The organism is Phycisphaeraceae bacterium (assembly GCA_019636735.1).
Classification (GTDB): domain Bacteria; phylum Planctomycetota; class Phycisphaerae; order Phycisphaerales; family SM1A02; genus VGXK01.
On sequence record JAHBWY010000001.1, the window covers coordinates 190,976 to 210,238 of the forward strand.

The 19,263-nt window shown below is 67.2% G+C and carries 10 protein-coding genes; 4 read left to right on the top strand and 6 right to left on the bottom strand.

All coding sequences use genetic code 11. The features are described from left to right. Positions 1 to 6 precede the first annotated feature (6 nt). The gene (locus KF724_00750; GenBank protein ID MBX3354209.1) at positions 7 to 729 is read right to left on the bottom strand and encodes a redoxin family protein; all 723 of its coding nucleotides are present in this window, start codon (positions 727 to 729) and stop codon (positions 7 to 9) included. Next, a complete protein-coding gene (locus KF724_00755) occupies positions 726 to 1,448 on the bottom strand; it encodes a gamma-glutamyl-gamma-aminobutyrate hydrolase family protein (protein ID MBX3354210.1) in 723 nt (240 codons plus the stop codon). The genes KF724_00750 and KF724_00755 overlap by 4 nt, the downstream gene beginning before the upstream one ends. A 100-nt stretch (positions 1,449 to 1,548) precedes the next feature. Between KF724_00755 and KF724_00760 the strand changes: the two genes are divergently transcribed. From KF724_00760 to recD, 4 genes are read left to right on the top strand one after another with little or no spacing between them, the layout of a single operon-like run. Then, entirely contained in the window at positions 1,549 to 3,450 is a 1,902-nt protein-coding gene (locus KF724_00760) for an STAS domain-containing protein (protein ID MBX3354211.1), read from the top strand. Further along, complete coding sequence (locus tag KF724_00765) at positions 3,437 to 6,952, top strand: exodeoxyribonuclease V subunit gamma (GenBank protein ID MBX3354212.1); 3,516 nt, start codon at positions 3,437 to 3,439, stop codon at positions 6,950 to 6,952. Before KF724_00760 ends, KF724_00765 begins: the two co-directional genes overlap by 14 nt. Beyond that, entirely contained in the window at positions 6,949 to 10,104 is a 3,156-nt protein-coding gene (locus KF724_00770; GenBank protein ID MBX3354213.1) for a UvrD-helicase domain-containing protein, read from the top strand. Before KF724_00765 ends, KF724_00770 begins: the two co-directional genes overlap by 4 nt. Beyond that, on the top strand, positions 10,101 to 11,957 hold the full coding sequence (recD, locus tag KF724_00775; GenBank protein MBX3354214.1) for an exodeoxyribonuclease V subunit alpha: 1,857 nt from the start codon (positions 10,101 to 10,103) through the stop codon (positions 11,955 to 11,957). Before KF724_00770 ends, recD begins: the two co-directional genes overlap by 4 nt. 211 nt (positions 11,958 to 12,168) lie before the next feature. On the opposite strand, the gene KF724_00780 is transcribed toward recD, so the two are convergent. From KF724_00780 to KF724_00795, 4 genes are all read right to left on the bottom strand, one after another. Then, entirely contained in the window at positions 12,169 to 14,193 is a 2,025-nt protein-coding gene (locus KF724_00780; protein ID MBX3354215.1) for a BatA domain-containing protein, read from the bottom strand. 67 nt (positions 14,194 to 14,260) lie between these two features. After that, complete coding sequence (locus tag KF724_00785) at positions 14,261 to 15,259, bottom strand: MoxR family ATPase (GenBank protein MBX3354216.1); 999 nt, start codon at positions 15,257 to 15,259, stop codon at positions 14,261 to 14,263. 118 nt (positions 15,260 to 15,377) lie between these two features. After that, positions 15,378 to 17,192, bottom strand: coding sequence for an arginine--tRNA ligase (gene argS / locus KF724_00790; protein ID MBX3354217.1), 1,815 nt, complete (start codon positions 17,190 to 17,192; stop codon positions 15,378 to 15,380). Positions 17,193 to 17,404: 212 nt separating this feature from the next. Continuing rightward, a complete protein-coding gene (locus tag KF724_00795; protein MBX3354218.1) occupies positions 17,405 to 19,195 on the bottom strand; it encodes a S8 family serine peptidase in 1,791 nt (596 codons plus the stop codon). Positions 19,196 to 19,263 lie beyond the last annotated feature (68 nt).

Sequence of the window (19,263 nt, forward strand, 5' to 3'; positions counted from 1 at the left end):
CGGGGGTCAGGCGCCTTTGCCGTCCTTCGCGCCGTCCTTGGAGCCGTCCTTTGAGCCATCCTTCTTGGGATCGCCCTTCGGGTCGCTCTTGGAGTCCTTCGCGCCGTCCTTTGAGCCATCCTTCTTGGGATCGCCCTTCGGATCGCTCTTGGAGTCCTTCGCGCCATCCTTGGTGCCGTCCTTCTTGGCGTCGGGCTTCTTGATGGGCGCCTTCTTCATGACGGCTGCGAGCGGCTCGTCGATCGAAGCCGGGTGACCGATGTAAGCGATCTTGCCTTCGTGATCGACCAGAAAGCTGGATGGAATGCCGCGACGACCCGACGCGAGCATCCAGTGGTTGTATGAACCCTCGCCCGGATCAAAGACAACCCGGTAGTCCATGTCCTTGCCCTTGCCGTCGACGAAGGTCTTCAGCTTCTCGAAGCGATCATCCTTGCCACCGGCGGACTTCCGCTCGCTGCCGGCGACACCGATGACGACCAGACGATCGCCATACTCCTTCTGGAGCCTGGTCAGGTGGGGAATCTCCTTGATGCAAGGGCCGCACCAGGTAGCCCAGAACTCGACGAGGTACACGGTGCCGGGCTCGAAGCGGCGCACCGGCTCGCCCTTGACCCATCGGTTGGCGCTGAGTGTCGGTGCCTTGGAGCCCACTTTCAGCGCTTGGGCACTCGCACCGGCGGTGAGCAGCAGGGAAGCGAGTGCAGCGATCGCGAACATCTTCTTCATGGCAGGGGCTCCGAGATGAATGGCAACGGTTCGACGGAAAGTCTATCGGCGTGGCGCTTGGCGGCATCCACCAGATTGCGAAAGAGGCCGATGCCCAGTGTCTCATCGGCCGTTCGCTCGGGATGCCATTGCACGCCGATGGCGAAGGGACGACGAGGGTCCCGAATGGCCTCGATGACCCCGTCATCGGAGCGTCCGATCACTTCGAAAGGGCCCGGATCGCCCAGCGCCTGGTGATGGAAGCTGGCGACCAACCCACTGCCGAGCGCGCCGCTCACGGGATGAAGGTGGCCGTCCCGATGGCGCTCAGCGCCTTGCAACTCATCATCAAGGTGCTGGATGAAGCGGCATCCCGCCTTCACGCCCATGAGCTGCATCCCCATGCAGATCCCCAGCAGCGGAACCTCTGGAGCGTGGTCGAGAGCGCGAAGGAGTGCGAGTTCTCCATGCTGCCTGAGTGGCGGGGCGAGTTCCGCGCGAGGATGCACCTCTTCGCCGAAGGGTCGCATGTCGATGTCATCGCCGCCGCTGATGATGACTCCGTTGCAGCAGCGGAGCGCCAGCCCGGCCAACTCCGGTTCGTGGGGCAGAATGATCGGAGCGCCGCCCGCCTCGACCGTCATGCGAACATACTCGCGCCGAAGCGTGTAGAGGGTGTGAGCTCCCTCGATCCTGACATTGGCGGAGATTCCGATGATGGGCCGCAGGTCCTTGCTCATCGCCGAGGATTGTACGGAGAGCGTCGGCGAGTCCCGCGATCGTGCCGCTTGCGCTGACAGGAGACGGCGCGCCCGGTCATAATGTCCGTTTCGGACTCGCATGACGCGACGCGTCGACACTCCACTCCCGCGGACTTCGCGCTCTTCGCCGCTTTGGGCGGTGGCGCTGCGGACCTCGATCGCCGAGATGCGGGCCAGCGGCGAGACGGCTCGCTCGCTGCGCTCCGATCTGGTCGCTGGCTGCGTGGTTGGTGTCGTCGCCCTGCCGCTCTCGATGGCGCTGGCGATTGCGATCGGAATGCCGCCGAAGACGGGGCTGTTCACGGCCATTGTGGCGGGGTTCGTTGCGGCGCTGCTCGGCGGAAGTCGTGTGCAGGTCACTGGACCGACGGCGGCCTTCGTGGTCATTCTCGCGCCGATCGTCGGGCACTATGGACCCGCGGGCCTGATGGTCGCGTCATGCATGGCGGGCGCGCTGCTGCTCTTGCTCGGGCTCTTTCGCATGGGGCGCCTGGTGGAGTTCATTCCCAATCCGGTGACTGCCGGCTTCACCATGGGCATCGCCACGGTGATTGCCCTCATGCAGGTGAAGGACATGCTCGGAGTCACCCTTCCGGCGGCCGAGGGCCAGCACCTTCCGGCGTGGCGCGAGAGCACGGTGGCGCTTGTCGTTGAGACCTTCCGAGCGCTTCCGCAGACGAGACCCGGCGATGTCGTCGTCGGACTCATGACGCTCGCCATGCTGCTGATCTGGCCCCGCGTGAGTCGGCGCGTTCCGTCGGCGATCGTGGCGCTTCCAGTCGCGGCGCTTCTTGCTTGGTGGCTCTCGGGGTTCGGCGAGAGCTGGCGCGCGGCGACGATCGACTCACGCTTCGGCCAGGAGGTCGATGGTGTCTTCGTGGGCGGGGTCCCGCGCGATCTTCCCTCGTTTCTCGTGCCGTGGGATGCAGAGGGACCTGAGCATCGTCACCTCGAATTCAACTGGAGCACGGTGTCGACGCTGCTCCGATATGCGCTGGCGATCGCCCTCCTCGGCGCCATCGAGAGCCTGTTGAGCGCCGTCGTGGCCGACGGTCTCACCGGGCGCCGTCATGACCCCGATGGTGAACTCGTTGGGCAGGGGATGGCCAACATGGTCGCGCCGCTCTTCGGCGGGTTCGCGGCAACAGGTGCGCTCGCGCGAACGGCGGCGAATGTTCGTGCGGGCGGAAGGACGCCCATTGCGGCGGCGGCGCATGCGCTCTTCCTGCTCGCCGCGATCCTGCTGCTTGCGCCGTGGCTCGGCATGCTTCCGATGGCGGCGATGGGGGCGCTCCTGATCATGGTCGCCCGCAACATGAGCGACTTCCGCCACTGTCTCTTCGTGGTGCGCCGCGGGCCCCGGGGCGATGCCCTGACGCTCGTGGTCTGCTTCGCACTGACCGTGGCCTTCGACATGGTGATCGCCGTCGGAGTTGGTGTCGTGCTGGCCAGCCTCATCTTCATGCGACGCATGGCGGAACTGAGTGCTGTCGAAGTCGGCGGTAACGACGCCGACGCGGAGATCGCCAAGCAGCGGGGGGTGCTCTACTACCACATCCGCGGGCCGCTCTTCTTCGGCGCCGCGCAGCGCGCGATGAACGAGGTGCAAGTGACGGGCGGAGAGCGCATGGCGATTCTCGACCTCGAGGGCGTCCCCATGATCGATTCGACGGGCCTGCTGAACCTGGAGAGTGCGGTGCAGCGCTTGCATCAGGCGGGGCTCGAGGTCATCCTCTGCGGCGTGGGCCGACGACCAATGGAAGTGCTGCACCGGGCCGGTTTCACTGACGGCTCGCATGCTGCTGCCCTGGAGCCCGCAACAAGCATCGATCGACGCGTGCGATTCGTTGCGAGCCGCTCCGAGGCGCTCGCCCTCGCGGCGAGTGCTGCTGTTTCGCCACGGGGCGCGGCTGCAAGCAGCGCGGCCGCCACGCGAACGGAGGCACCGGACGCGGAGGATTCCGCAGGTGGGCGGCGGTGAGATGCTGAAGATCGTCCGAGGGGCGCGACTCGATCTTCTGCTCGACGCCATGCTGGGTGACATGGTGGCGCAGCCGCTGCCGCCGCCGGTGAGCGAGATCGTCGTCATTCAGGGGCGAGGATTGGATCGCTGGATGTCGCAGCAGGCCGCTCTTCGATTTGGGTGCTGGGGCTTTGTCGAAGCGCTCTTTCCCCGACAGTTCCTGCTTCGTGCGTTTGCGGCGGTGCTCGATGGCGATGCTCCTCCATGGTCCGTGGACGACGGCCTCCTCAGGCTCGAACTCGAGTTCCGCGTGGCGAAACTCTTGCCGGAGCGCCTCAATGATCCGCGCTTCGGGCGAGTGGCTGCGGCGCTCCTTGGCGACGGCGCTTCACCGTTGGAGGTGCGCGACGCGGCGCTGCGACTCGCGCCGAGGGTCACCGATGTGCTCGATCGAGCGGCGCAGCATCGCGTCGATCGCGTGCGGGGCTGGCATCAAGGTCGCCTCGAGGCCGATGCTGCGCCCGATGAACCGTGGCTCGCGGAACTCTCGCGGGAGATCGCCGCCGCGGCCCCTCCCTCGCGGCTGATCTCCGATCGCGCGCGCTTCCTGCAGGCGTGCGCCGCTGGTGGCGGCGTGCCGGCGGGATTGCCATCTCGTCTCGCCGTCTTCGGGGTGTCGACGATTGCGCCGGCCTTCTTCGAGCTGCTGTCGGCGCTGTCGAGGCGGGTGGAGATCACCGTGTACGCACTTGATCCGAGCCCGGCGTCACCACGGCATGCGTTGATCGAGGCGTGGGGCATCGAGTCGATCGAGTTCTCCCGCGCGGTCGAGGTAGCAGTTCGCGCCGGCGCGGCGGGCGTGAGGGAGATCGAACCCGTCGAGTGCGCCGAAGGCCGCTCCAGTCTTCTCGCGCGCGTGCAGGCGCTCCTGCGAAGCCCCGATGAGGTCGAGGGCGCAGCCGGCATGACGAAGTCAACAAGTGCCGTCGCCGGGAGCAAGCCCAGCGATCCCGGCGCGTCGGCGCCGACCGATGCCTCGCTTCGCCTCATCGCCTGTCATGGCGCGCTTCATGAAGTCGAAGTGGTGCACGACTCGATCATCGGGCTCCTTGCAAGCGATCCGGCACTCGAGCCGCAGGACATCGCGATTCTGACACCGAAGATCGGCGAGTACGGCCCGATGGTCGAGGCGGTCTTCAACGCCCGGCGCGGAGACGACGGGCGCGTGCAGCTTCCGTTCACCGTGGCCGATCGAGATCGCACGGGTGGATCCGCGATCGATGCGCTCGCACGCGCCCTTGAACTGGCGCTCTCGCGCTGTGAGCGATCGGCGGTGCTCGAGGTGATCGCACTCGAGCCGATTGCGGCTGCGTTGGGCCTGAGTCCAGGCGACCTTGATCTTCTCCGCGCATGGTCCGAAGCATCGGCGGTCCGCTGGGGAATCGACGCTTCACATCGGGCCCACCATGGGCGACCGGGCGAGGAGATCGGGACCTGGCGTTGGGGGCTCGATCGACTCCTGCTCGGCGCAGTGATGCCCGATGGAGCTGAAGGCGTCCTCGGCAGCGAGGAGCCCTGCGCCATTCAAGCCGCAGTTGAAGGAGGCGATGTGGAGGTGCTCTCGCGCCTCGATACCTTCCTCGCCGCGCTCCACCCGCTCGCCTGCGCTGGCGCACAGCAGCGTCCGCTTGTGGACGAAGTTGCGGGAGATCCCGAAGCGACGGCAACACCTTCTGTCACCGCGAGTGAAGGTTCCCCGGCGTCCGACGGCGATGAGCGCACCCTGTCGTGGCTCGATGAGGTTGAGCGCTTGGCGCAGGCCATTCTTCCCGCGCCGGGTGGCGGACCATTCGATGCGAGCGTGATGCAGCTCCGCTCGAAGCTCTCGGCGCTGCGCGACGCCGCTCGCCGCGCCGGATTCGCGGGACCTTCGCAGGCCATCGGGGTTCGAAGTGCGCTTCATTGCATGCTCGGAGTGCTGCGCGACGAGCACCCCGGTCGCGGTCTGCTCGCATCGGGTGTCACCGTCGCTGCGCTTCAGCCGATGCGGAGCATTCCCTTCCGGGTGATTGCCATCGTCGGCATGGCGGAAGGCGCGATTCCCCGCCGCCTTTCGCCGCCGAGCTTCGATATCGTCGCCGCGCGGAGGCAGCCCGGTGATCGTGATGCGCGCCTCGACGATCGCCAAGTGATGATTGAGACCGTGATGGCAGCATCGCAGGCTCTGCTTCTGACCTGGCCGGGAGTGGAACCGACGACGGGCGTTGCGCTTCCGCCGAGTGTGCTCATCTCCGAGCTGATCGACGCGATCCCGGAGTTGAGCGTCGAAAGGCCTGCGCTTCCGAACCGAGGAGTGGCGCCAGGGCGCAGAGGAAGTGCGCGACCCAACGCCGAGAGAGCGAGGTCCATCGGACCGAGCTCGGTCACGCCCGATCAGCCGCTGCCGTTGAACGAGTCACTCGACAACCTCGAGAACTTCTGGAAGTCGCCGACGAGAGCGTTTCTCCGAGGTCTCGGCGTGCGCTTCGACTTTGAAGCGGCGGAGCAGCCGGAAGAGGATCCGATCGGTGAAGAGCATGCACCGACGCTCCTCAACATGATGCTTCCGCTCGGGAGTGGCGGTGCCATCGTGACGGAGCGCGATCTGCCGCCGCTCCTCATGCAGGGCCATGGACTCTTGCCGCGCGGAGTGGCCGGCGTGCGAGTGATGGATCTCGTCCAGATCTTCCGGGCCGATTGGGTGATCGCCGCCGATCGGATCGTCGCTGATGCCGGTGCGCCGGGCTCGCTTGTGGCCTCACTCGACCGCGCGGCCGTTGAGGTTCAACTCGATTGGCCCGAGGAGTGCGAGGCCATCCGCGCGCTTGTAGGCGGTGACCCGCCACTGCGGGTGCGAGGCGCTGTTCCGGCGCTTCGTGGAGTGGGGCCCCTTCTGGTGACCGCTGACAAGCTGGACAAGCCGTGGGTCATGCTCCCCGCGTGGCTTCGTCTGCTGGCCATGGCGGCAAGCGGCACGACTCCTGAGGCCGATCGGCGCGGAGCTCTCATCATTCAGCGCAAGTTCGGCCAGGTGGCGGCGGGCGATCCGATGAAGCTCGAAGCGCGCTTCATCCACGCGCCCTCGCCTGCTGATGCGGAAATCCTGCTCGCCCGCTTTGCAGCGTGGAGCATCCTCGGAGCGCGAGTTCCGCTCCGTGCTCATCTCGCGCTGATGGACAGCTATGCGCATCACTGCGAGAAGAAGCCACCCGCCGATCCGCCCGATGTCGCGCTCCGAAGGTGCATCAGCGAGTTTGAGGAGACGCGTCGAGCGCCGCACGAGGCGCCCCTTCGCGCGCTCTTCAACCGAGAGGAGTTCTTCGCGTCGCGCGGGCTTCCGACTGAGCCGAGCTTTCAAGAACTTGCCGAGAGCCTCGTGCGTCCCATGGTCCGCGCATTCAAGGATGGCATGACTGCGGGTCGTCTTTCCAAGTTGGCCAAGCCCGCCCCCTCGACCCCACCTCGAAAGGCCCGAAAGTGAAGCGCACGATCGAAGCGAGCGCCGGCACCGGCAAGACCTTCGAGCTCACAACGATCGTGGCGGCGGCGCTCGCTGGCGAGCAGATCTTCGATGGAGCCGATGCAGGCAGCGGTCTCATTCATAGCGATGAGTTCAGGGCCATCGCAGCCGCCACGCGCGAGGGTGTGCTCGATTCCTCCGAGATCGTGCTGGTGACCTTCACCGAAACGGCGACACGCGAACTGCACCACCGTGTGCGAGGTCGTCTGGCGGAGCTTCTGCGCCGAACGGTGCCGCGACCCTGCTCGCCCAGGGAACGGGCACGGCTCGAGGAAGGACTTCGCCAGATCGACACCATGTCGATCAGCACGATTCACGGCTTCTGCGCTCGCGTGATTCGCGATCACGCCTTCGAGCTTGGAATCAGCGGTCTGTCGGACACGATCGTTGACGAGGAGACGCTTGCCGCCGAGCTCGTCATGCGCTGGTGGAGCCGCCGCGTGCGCGATGATGCTCAGGCGGCCCAGCTCTTCTCTGATCGAGGCATCGACCTCACGCACCTGCTTCAGGTGGCGAAAGGCGCTCTCGGCAGTCGGGGGATTCCGCTGGCCCGGATTGAAGGTCATGGCATCGACGCGCGCCTTTCAGATCTCATCGCCTCGGTGCAGATGGAGGCATCGAATCTGCTGCGAGAGCGGGGGGAGATGACCTTTCAGGATCAGCTCGTGATCGTGCTTGAGGCTGTTCGCTCGCGCCCCGCGCTCGCGGATGCTCTTCGTCAGCGCTATCGGCTTGCCGTGGTGGACGAGGCGCAGGACACCGACCCGGTGCAGTTGGAGATCTTCGAGACGCTCTTCAATCGGCCCGGCGACCGGGAGCGTCTGCTGGTGCTGGTCGGCGACCCGAAGCAGTCCATCTTCGCGTTTCGAGGGGCGGATCTTGACACCTATCTGCGACTGCGCGGCGCGGAAGCGCCACTGCGGCTCGACATCAACCGGCGCTCTTCGCCCGGCGTGGTCGAGGCAGTCAATCAACTCTTCAGCCAGCCCAATCCCTTCGTCAGGGAGGGAATCGAGCATCCTCCGGTGCGAGCGGACTCGGTGCAGCGCCATGGTGAGGCGAAGGACCTTGCGCCATTCGAAGTTCACTTCGGGAGCAACGCCGAGGACCCGGTCGCATGGACCATCAGGGTCTTGAAGCAGTTGGTTGGGAGCAATGCCACGATCAACACAGAGGGCCGGGTGCGCCGCCTTCGCTGGAGCGACTGCGCCGTCCTTGGTCGATCCAATGACGCTCTCGCTGAACTCGATGCGGCGCTTCGCACCGAGGGAGTGCCGACCGTGCTGCTCGGCGACCAGAGCGTCTTTCGGAGCGACCTCGTGGGTGAGCTTCGTGCGATCCTTCGGGCGTGTGCGGAACCGGGACGCGCCGCATCGGTGCGCCGCGCCATGGTCTCGCGAATCGTCGGTGTCGCGGCGCTTGATCTCGCCGCGCCCGATGCGGCGACTCGGGTTGCCCAGTGGAGCGACACCTTTGCGCGCTGGGCCGAGGAGTCGCGGCGCAGCGGCATTCTCGGCATCGTCGAGCGGGCGATCGAGCACGCCACGGGCACCATCACTTCGCGTGATGCCACGGACGCGCTGCACTTGGCGGAGCTGATCCACGCGGAGACGGGACCTGGCGTGTCGCCTTCGGCCATGATCACGGCGCTCGATGCCCTTCACCTGCGATCGCTTGAAGAGAGCACGCGACCCGGAGATCGACTGCGTCGTCGCATCGATCACGCCGATGCGGTGACGATCCAGACGATTCACGCCTCGAAGGGTCTCGAGTATGGGGTCGTGCTTGTTCCGTGGGCTGGCCAGGCGACCTCGTCGCGCAAGCCACCGATGACCGTGCGAGTGCCCTGCCGAGATCTCCCCCAGATTGCGCCCGAGCTTGTTCCGCCGCCGGGAGTTCCGCCCGAGGCGAGCGTGCTGGCACAAGTGCCCATGGGCTTGGAGCCGCAACTGCTGCGTGACCGTGCCGTCGAGGAAGCGATTCGGCTCTTCTATGTCGCGGTCACGAGGGCCCGATTCGCCGTCAGGATCTTCGCGCAGGAGAGGTCGAAACGCAGCGATTCGACGGTCCTCGATCTTCTCGGCGTGACGGATGCGGACAATCCCTGGCCGCCCGTCGCCGTTGAGTCGGCGCCCGCTCCGCCGCCCGCGCCGGTTGAAGGAACGAAGCCCATCACCGTGCGTCCGAGGCTGACGCGCCCGCTGCGCTCGATGATCGACACGAGCTTCACGCGTCTCACCGCAGGAGCGGAGGAGCACGAGCCCGAAGCCCTGGCCGCGACCGACGACTTCGCCGAACGGCTCGATGAACCGGCACCGATCGTCACGAGAGATGCGCTTTCCGGTGGCCGCTACCTCGGACGCGTGATGCACCGGATCTTCGAGTGGGCCGCGCAGCTGGGCGCGGCGGCGAACATGGATGAACTCGCCGAGCGAGCGGTGCAGGAAGCAGGCATGGCGGAGTCGATGTCGGCGCCGCTGCTCGCCGAACTGGCTCGGCGCACGCGCGCGGCGGACCTTGCCGTGGTGGGCGGACCAGCGACCACGCTCGCGGCCATTCCACCTGCTCGCGCGGCGACGGAACTTGCCTTCTGCCTGCCACTTGGACAGCGCGCGCGGGTCACGCCGGCCGCGCTCGCCGCCGCCTGTGCGCAAGCGAGTGCCGGCTCTGTCGTCGCGCGCTTCGCGCCGGTCGCGGAGCGATTGTCCTTCGGCGAGGTGGAGGGCTTCCTGCGCGGCACCATTGATCTGCTCGTCGAATGCGAAGGCCGCTGGTGGATCGTTGACTACAAGACGAACGATCTCGGCGAGCACGATGTCGACTATCGCGCCGCGCGGCTCGACGAAGAGATGATTCGCGATCGCTATGTGCTCCAGTACCTGCTCTATGCCGTGGCGGCCCGGCGATTGCTGCGCTGGCGCGGGCTGCCCGCCGCGGGCGAGTGGTTCGGCGGTGTCATCTACCCGTTCGTGCGTGGGATCGATCCGCGCGAGCCGGGTCGAGGGCTCTTTGTCGATCGTCCCGATGACGCGGTGCTCGAGGCGCTCGACGCGCTGGCCCAGGGTCGGCCGATGCAGTCTGCAGGGGAAGGCCGACAGGGAGGGCGCCGATGAAGCGTTCACTCCGCTCGCGTCGAGACACCCTGGGCCCGATGGGTGAAAGCGGTCGAGCGACGGCGAGCGGTCCGGCGGAGCGGCTTCTTCGAGTGGCGCAGCGAGGGCCTGACGGGCCCGCGATCGACTCGCTCGGTGCGCGCGGGGCGTCGGCGCTGCGGCGACTTCTCTCGGAGGTGCATGCGGCGCTTGGTCGGGGCGCGACGCTGCTCGCCGAGGAGGACTTCAAGCATGTCGCCGATGGTGACGGCGTCGATGGGCGTGAACCGCCCTCATGGTGGAGCGAAGGGTTTGCGGCCGCTGAAGCGCTCGCGAGGGCAGCCACCGATCGCGACAACGATCCGAGCGCAGCTCTGCGCCTGATTGTGCGGGCGGAAGCGGGTGAGCCGTGCGAGGCTCCCTATGTCCTGCGAGGAGATGCGGGTTCACGCCGCTTGGCCACCGGACGCTGCGCCGACGATGAACGGCGACTTGCAAGGGAGATCCTCGAGCGCGTCAACGGCACCCGAGTGGAGAGTGCGGTCGCGGCGTCGTCATCACAGGCGTCGTCATCGCAGGCGTCGTCGCAGGCGTCGTCATCGCCTCTTGCGGGGCTCGATGAGCGCCAGACGAAGGCCATCGAATGCGCCGCCCACGCGCGGCTGCTCCTGGTCACCGGCGGACCGGGAACAGGCAAGACGCGAACAATCGCCCGCATCGTGGCGCAGGTGCTTCAGCAGGCGCGCGGTGGCCACGCTCCGCGCATTCAGGTGATGGCGCCGACGGGGCGCGCCGCGGCGCGCTTGCGCGAGCAACTTGCTGTCGAAGTCGCCGCAGCCGGCACAGAGAGGGCGTCGCTCTCCGTGTCGACGATTCATGCGGCCCTTCGCTGGCGACCCCAGCCCGGCGCTCCATTCGAACACACCGCACTCAATCCCATGCCGATCGACATGGCGATCGTGGATGAGTGCTCGATGGTGGACCTCTCCCTCATGCGACGACTGGTCGAGGCGACACCGAAGGGGGCTTCGCTGATCCTCGTGGGAGACTCCGAGCAGCTTGCATCGGTCGAGGCTGGATCGGTCTTCGCCGACCTCTGCGCCGCACCGCGCCTCGCCGCCGCCACAGTGCACCTGACGCAGAACTACCGCACGAAGGGCGATCCCCGCGCCGCCTGGCTTGCCTCGGTCGTGAGCGCAGTACGAGACGGCGACGCCGATCGGGCCATCGAAGCGCTTCGATCGGGGGGCGCGCTGATTGAACCTGGCGCAGGCGAAGGTCATCGACCGCGCACGCTCACGGATCTGGTCGTCGAGCGAGCCGGCCCGCTGTACGCGAAGCTCTGCGAGCAGGGCGAACGCGGCGCCGCGGAGGCCCTCGCCTCGCTTCGTCGCTTCAGGGTGCTTGCCGCCACGCGACGCGGCGACGGCGGGGTGAACGCCATCGCCGCCAGACTTGATGCGAAGCTCTGTGACGATCGAGTCGGGACCGGTCGGCACATCATTGTGCTCGAGAACGATCGCGAAGCGAGTCTCTCCAACGGCGACATGGGCGTGGTGACGCGCGAGGGCGTGGTGGTCGGGCTCGACGACCGCGGAGCACCGCGCATGGTGCCGCCCGCATCGCTGCCGGCCCATGAACCGGCGTGGGCGATCTCCATTCACAAGAGCCAGGGTTCGGAGTTCGATCGTGTGATGGTCGTCCTTCCCGCGGATGCGACATCGCCGATTCTCTCACGGCAGCTCTTCTACACGGCGCTCACGCGAAGCCGCGGCGAAGTTGAGGTTGTCGCGACCGAGGCGTCGCTTCGCCGAGCCGTGGAAGTGCCCATCCGCCGACAGAGCGGGCTCTCCGATGTCCTCGCGAAGGGTTGAGACAAGCGTGGGGTTGATCGAACGGCCGCGCAGCAGCCGTCTCGATGATGCCACGAATCAGTCGCCAGCAAGCCTGACCTGATGGTGAGCCATCGGCATGAAGCCTGTGGCGGCGGTGAGCGAGGCGGTGACTCTCCTCTCACGGCAAAGCGCGATCATCGGGCGGAGTTCGTCATCGCCCCCTCTGGGGCCACTCGAGCGTGGGCGCTCCTCACGCAACGCGGCGCGACCGATTGATCGCGGCGAAGTAGGCGCTCCACTCGGTGAGGAGAAGGACCAGAGCGGCCATCGCAAACCAGGGCCAGAGCGGGCGCGCCGCGGTGTCGTCACGATCGGCGATGCGGTCGCCATCCCGTGTTCGATCTCTCGCAAGACTGGCGCGCTCCTCGAAGCCACGCGGATCGGTGGGTGCGGCTCTGGCGCGCAGGTCGCTCTGCGCCTCATCGAGCAGCGACACGGGATGCTCCGTCTCGGCGCCATCGGGTGATCGCAGCGTGATCGTCCCGATCCGTGACATGGCCGGCGCCGCAGCCCACGCGCGCTGGCCATCGCGCCCCTCGACGAGCACCCGCGCCGGCACTCCGGTGCGAAGCGCCACGCCCGCGCTCTCGCCATCATCGCCGACCAGCCAGAGCAGGGCATTCTGCATCAGCATCACCCACGAGGGATCGGCCGGCCAATCGGAAGCGCGCAGCGGGAAGAGAAAGCGAACGCCAGGTCCGCGCGGATCGATGAAGGCGAGCAATCGATCTCCATCGGCCAGGAGAGGAATCGCGCCCGCGGGAAGCGACACCGCGCGAGCGGGCGGCTCACCTGGTCCCGTCGGCGCAGGCGTCGATGAAGGCGTCGACGCGGGGGGCGGCGCAGGCGTCGGCGCACGGGACGATGCCGGCGCTGATACAGGCGCCGAAACAGGCGACGAGACAGGCGCAACATCAACCAGAAAGGGTGGAACGCCCTGGGTCACCGGATGAGCCCGCGCGGCGCCGGGAATCGAGCCTTGGGCTGCACGATCAAGCGGTGCCGCACCGGGCGCGGGCGAGGCGAAGATGAGCCACGGAATCTCGGCGCTGTCGCTCTGAAGGGCGGGCGGATCGCAACCATCGGCGACCGCGAGATCGAAGCCCGCCAGTGACGCCAACGGCGCCGTGCACGGCAGCGACACAGGCTGAACCTCGTCCATGACGGCCAGTAGCGCGCGAAGCGGCGAAGCTGGCGCGTCGGACTCTGGCGCCATGAACGCCACTCGGATCGGTGCCGCAGGCGAGATGCGAAGGGACGCGCGGTCGTCGGTCGGGAGCGCATCGCTCGTTTCAAGCCGCGCGGTGAGAAGCGCACCGGGCCGAAACGGCACTTTCAGGAGCAGAGTCGCGCGACCCGGCTCCTCGGCCGAGTCATCGGGAGCAGCGGGAACGCGCACCCGGCGAGCGGCCATGGTCGCGTCATCGAGTGAAACCACCAGCGGAAGTTCGACACTCTCACGACCCGAGTTGACGACGGCGACGAGCACTTCGACGGTGCCCGGTTCACTCACACTGCGCTGCGCGGAGAGGACCGAGATGCCGACATTGTCACTCCGCGCCAGTGCCGGGTCGCCAACCCAGACGATCTCGCCGTCACCCGCAAGCTGCGCCGCGAGTTCCATCGCGTCGCGCGCGCTTCCCGGTTCGTCGGTTGCCGTGAGGCGATCGAGGGCATCGAGCGCCGCGCGGACACCACCCGACATGATGAGCGCAGGATTGGCGCGCGCGACCACCAGGTGCACCTCTGTGTCAGGTCCGCTGCGATTGCGAATGACCTCCCCCGCGCGGGCCCGCGCCAGATCGAAGCGCGTGCGAGGCGCCGCGCTGCGTGGGGTCGATCCCCTCGCGGGTTCGCTCGCCGACGACTCATCCCGGTCAGGTGTCAGTGGCGCTCGATCAGTCATCGCTTGCATGCGCGCTCGCGCATCGAGGACGACCACGAGCGTGCCCGGCGCATCGTTCGAACTCCACATGGGTGTTCCGGCGGCGAGCGCCGCCGCGCTGACGGCCAGCAGTTGCAGCATGAACAGCAGCGACGGCCGAAGCCGCTGGAATGGCGTGTTCGCTTCGAGATCCTCGACACTTCGGCGCCAGAGGAGCGTGGTCGGCACGCGCTGCGGCAGGCGCCTCAGGCGCAGCACATGCAGCAGGATGATCACTGGCACGCCGATGCCCGCCGTCAGGAGCGCGAGTCCAGGTGTCAGGAAGGTCATGGCGCAACGAGGCGATGACCATGGCGCACAGTGCGCCGCTCACATCGGGCGCGTGCAGCAGGGCGCTTCACACCGCCACCCGCGCGTCGGCCGGCATCGTCTCCACGATGTTGGTGAGGATCTCGTCGGTCGATTTGCCTTCCGCCTCGCCCTCGAAGTTGAGAAGGCAGCGGTGTCGCATGGCCGCGAGCACGCAGCCTCGAATGTCCTCGGCGGCGACGGAGGTTCGACCATCGAGCAGGGCGCGCACCTTCCCGCCGAGGATCAAGGTCTGCGCCGCTCGCGGACTGGCGCCGAAGCGAAGGAACTGGTTCACCATCGGCGTGGCGAACTGGCCTCGCGGATGCGTCGCCAGCACCAGTCGCACGGCGTAATCCTGTACATGCGGCGCCACGGCGACTTGTCGCACCACCTTCTGATACGCGAGGATCGTTTCGGCATCCATGACCTTCTGGATCGTCGGCGTCTCGTTGGTGGTGGTGCGGTCGAGGATCTCCGAGAGCTCCTCGCGCGTGCTGTAGCCGACCTCGAGCTTGAAGAAGAAGCGGTCGAGCTGCGCCTCGGGCAGGGGATAGGTGCCCTCCTGCTCGATGGGGTTCTGCGTGGCCATGACGAAGAAGGGCTTCTCGAGCTGATAGGTCGTGCCGCCCACGGTGACGCTCTTCTCCTGCATGGCTTCGAGCAGCGACGATTGCGTCTTCGGCGTGGCGCGATTGATTTCGTCGGCCAGCACGATCTGGGCGAAGATGGGACCCTTGCGGAACTTGAAGTCGCGCCCGCCCTCGCTCTCGACGACGATCGTGGTGCCCGTCACATCGGCGGGCATCAGGTCGGGCGTGAACTGGATGCGGCTGAAGTGAAGCGAAAGCGCTTCGCTGAGCGAGCGGATGAGCAGCGTCTTGCCGAGGCCCGGCACGCCCTCAAGAAGCGCGTGTCCGCCGGCGAAGAGGCAGATGAGCACGCCGTCGACGACTTCCTTGTGGCCGACGACCATCTTGCCGATTTCGGCGCGGACCTTCTCGTATTCGGCGGGGAAGCGTGCAGCGAGTTCCTTGGCGTCAGCCATGATGCGGTCTCCGGAACGCAGGGCGTTGACCGGAAGGCAGCGCGGCGCGCGACCGTCCGGTGGTGAACTGTGATGGTACTCGCCGAAGCGTCGAACCTCACGGCGAGTGAGTTTCCGCCTACATCCGCTCCGGCGCGGCAATGCCGAGCAGGCCCATGCCGTCGGCGAGCGCGCGGCGAGTGAGGTCGCAGAGGCGCAGGCGAGAGGCACGCACGGCGGCATCCTCGACCTTGAGCACGGGGCATGCCTGATAGAAGCCGTTGAAGAGCTCGCCTAGGGAGTGCAGCCAGTTGCAGAGGCGATTCGGCTCGAGGGTCCGCGCGACATCCTGGAGCACGCGAGGGTACTGGAGCAGGTGCAGCGCCAGGCGCCGCTCCGCAGGTTCATGAATGAGAAGCGGTGCACGCCCGTCGAGCGATGGTTCCGACCCGCCGCTCCCCAGCGCAGAGGACGCACCCGCCGCACCACCGTCACTCTCTTCCGCGCCCTTGCGCAGGATGCCCGCGATGCGCGCATGGGCGTATTGGATGTACGGCCCCGTGTCGCCGTCAAAGCGCACCATGCGGTCGAGGTCGAACACATAGTCGCGAGTGACATCGCTGCCGAGGTCGGCGTACTTCACCGCCGCGATGCCGACGGCGCGCCCGATCTCGGCGAGCTCGTCGCGGCTCATGCCGTGGGTGGGTGCGGCGGGGTCACTGGCGCGCGACACGACTTCGCGCACACCTCGCTCCACCGCTTCGCCCAGCAGTCCCATGAGCGTGAAGTTCTCACCGGAACGGGTCTTGAGCGGCTTCTTGTCGCTGCCGAGCACCGCGCCGAAGCCGATGTGCACCAGCCGCGCATGCGTGCCGTCGGGGAGCGTCTCCCACCCGATCAACCGCGCCGCGTCGAAGACATCCTTGAAGTGATCGCGTTGCCGGGCGTCGACGACATAGACGACGAGATCGGCATTCAACTCCTGCACGCGCAGTCGAACCGCCGCGAGGTCGGTCGTTGCGTAGAGGAACCCGCCGTCGGCCTTGCGAATGAGGAGCGGACGCTCGCGATCGGCAAAGCGCACCACGATCGCACCGGCGTCCTTGCTGGCCAATCCGCTCGAAGTGAACGCATCGACGACACCCGCGAGCCGATCGCGGAAGAAGCTCTCTCCGCGACTGTGCTCCGGCCCCAGTGTGACACCGAGGAGTTCCGCCGCGCGGAAGACCTCGGCCATGGTCACCTCGATGATCCGCTCCCAGTCGCGCACGACCTCGGGGTCACCCGACTGGAGGCGAAGCAGAGTCTGCTTCGCCTCGTCCTCGGGGTCCTGCTGGGCGGCGCGATACGCGGTGTTCAAGTCATCGAGCGTGATGCGCGCGAGATCGGTTCCCTCGCGCCGCAGCCGGGCGAGGGTCATCGCGATCGGCAGCCCCCAGTCGCCAAGGTGATTCTCGCGCCAGACCTTACGACCCAAGCGCTCGAACACCCGCGCCAGCGTGTCACCGATGATCGTCGCCCTCAGGTGCCCCACATGCATCTGCTTCGCGACATTCACGCCGCAGAGGTCGATGACCACCGCATGGGGATGCGCCTGGATCTCCACGCCGAGCGCCGGTGAATCGAAGGCACTCACCATCTGGGCAAGCGCCGCGACGGAGAGCCTGATGTTGATGAACCCAGGCCCCGCGGCCTCGGCCCTTTCGAGCAGGGGCGCCGCAAGCGGGTCGGCCATGAGCGCCGCCGCCACCGCGGTCGCCATGTCGCGCGGGTTTGCACCGCGGCGCTTGGCAAGCGGCAGCACGCCGTTGGCCTGAAAGTCACCGAAGTCGGGGTTCGTGTTCGGCCGCAGTTGCGGGTCGATGTCGGCCGCGCTCGCGCCGCCACCGTCGGCGCTCGAGAGGGGAGCGGTCGCCGCCATTGCGCGGCGAAGCGCCTCGTCGATCACGCGCATCGGATCGGTCGATGCGCCATGGGGCGACGAATCAAGCGAGCGCGATGTGGGCGAGTGGGGCAATTTCGACGACTTCGGCGACAGGGACGACATGAACGACCTGCACGGCTGGGGCAACGGATGCGTCGCACGCACCTTCAGCGTGCAGCCACCCCGGGCGTGGCCTGTTCGCACGCCCGAGGAGGATTGAAGCGGTAGTGTCGCAGATTCTCTTACGGGCACGCGCCCCAGTTGCCCAGCAGCACGGCAATGTCGGCGCCATCGACCACGCCGTTGCCGTCGGTATCTCCGGGAATGCCCGGGTCGCCGCTGGTGCCCCACGCGCCGAGGACCGTCGCAAGATCGACGCCATCGACGACGCCATCGCCGTTGAGATCGCCCGTGCACGATGGCTCGAGTGTCGTCTGCGCCAACAGGACGGCCGCGTGCGCATCGGCCAGCCCCCAGCCGAAGAAGGTGTCGTACCCCGGCGCGCCGCGATCCTTCGCCGAGGCGGCCATGATGTTCGCCACTTGCGCGGGAGTGAGCGCCGGATTGATCGAAAGCACCAGCGCGGCAACGCCCGCCGCATAGGGCGACGCAAATGAGGTTCCGTCAATGGTGGTGTAGTTGCCCGCGCTGTAGCCCGCCGAACCCATGCGATCGGTGGTGAGGATCGCCGCGCCGGGCGCGCTGATGAAGAGCCCCGGTCCGTACTGGCTGAAGCTCGCCTTCTCACCGTTGCTGGCGATGGCCGCGACCGCGTGCACCGATGCGAGACTCGCGGGATAGGAGATCGAGCCATTCCCGCCGTTGCCGGCTGCGCCGAAGTGGATGACGCCCTGTTCGGTCGCGGCGTTGTATGCCGTCGTGATCACCGCGGAGGCTGTTCCGCCGCCCCATGAGGAGTTGGTCACGCGCGCCCCGCTGGAGGCGGACCACGCGATGCCGCTGGCCGACCACGAATCCTGCGACTGAAGGAAGGGGGTGCAGAAGAAGAGGAAGAAGACCTCGTTGAAGATCTTGCCGGAGCGCACGGTCACGCCCGGAGCGATGCCGACCACCCCGACTTCATTGTCCCTGATCGCTGCGACACAGCCGGCGACCGCGGTGCCGTGATTGTCACATTGCCCGGCCGGACCACCGTTGGCTCCGCTGCCCGTGAAGCTCTGACCGGGAACCTGGTTCAGATCCTCGTGCGCCTGGTCCATGCCGCTGTCGAGGACGATGACCACGATCGAAGGATCGCCCTCGGAAATCGCCCACGCCTCGGGACCGTTCATGTCGTGATCATTCGGCTGGTCGAGCGCCCACTGCTGCGGAAACAGCGGATCATTCGGCAGTTCGGCGTACCGCTCCGCCCAGTAGATCGTGTCGCTCTGCGCGAAGAGAACATCATCGTGCAGCGCGAGTCCGTTCACGAGCGACAGCACCTCGTGCGCTGCTCGAAGCGGCGTCCGGACATGGAAGACGCCATCGAGCCCCGCGAAGTTCTGCGCAAGGACCTCGCCCGGCACGCGCTCGGTCACGAACGCCACTCGCTCGGCCGCGGTCATGTCGCGCCGCAGTCCAATGAGCACATCGCGCGTGATGATGACGGGAAGTCCGCCCGTGCCGATGAACACCGGCGAGACAAAGTCATACGCACCGCCTTCGACGAGCGTGGCGGCAAGCGCCTCGACGGCCTCAACCGAGCGAAGATGCGGCGGCACTTCGGCGTACTGCCAACCCGGAACCGAGGTCGCCTCGACTCGATCGGCGGCGACACCGAGGTCGATGAGCGGAGTCGTGGCCAGCGCGGCGTCACCGCGGGCATCGGGGGCGTTGAAGACCGCCAGCAGGCTCGCTTCAAGTCCGAGCGGGATGCGCTCCTTGAAGTAGTGGTACTCGTACTCGCCCCTGCGGGGGTCCTGCTTGGGTGCCGCTGCGGCGCCGCCCGGCGCGGCCAGGGCTGCACCGGAGAGGACGAACAACGCGACCGCGCTCGCGATCACACCACGATGAGCGACAGCTCGGATCTTCATGCAGGTTCTCCTTGCGAATTGGGGGGAAGGCCACACTATACGGGCAATGCTCGCGGGAACGATGCGCC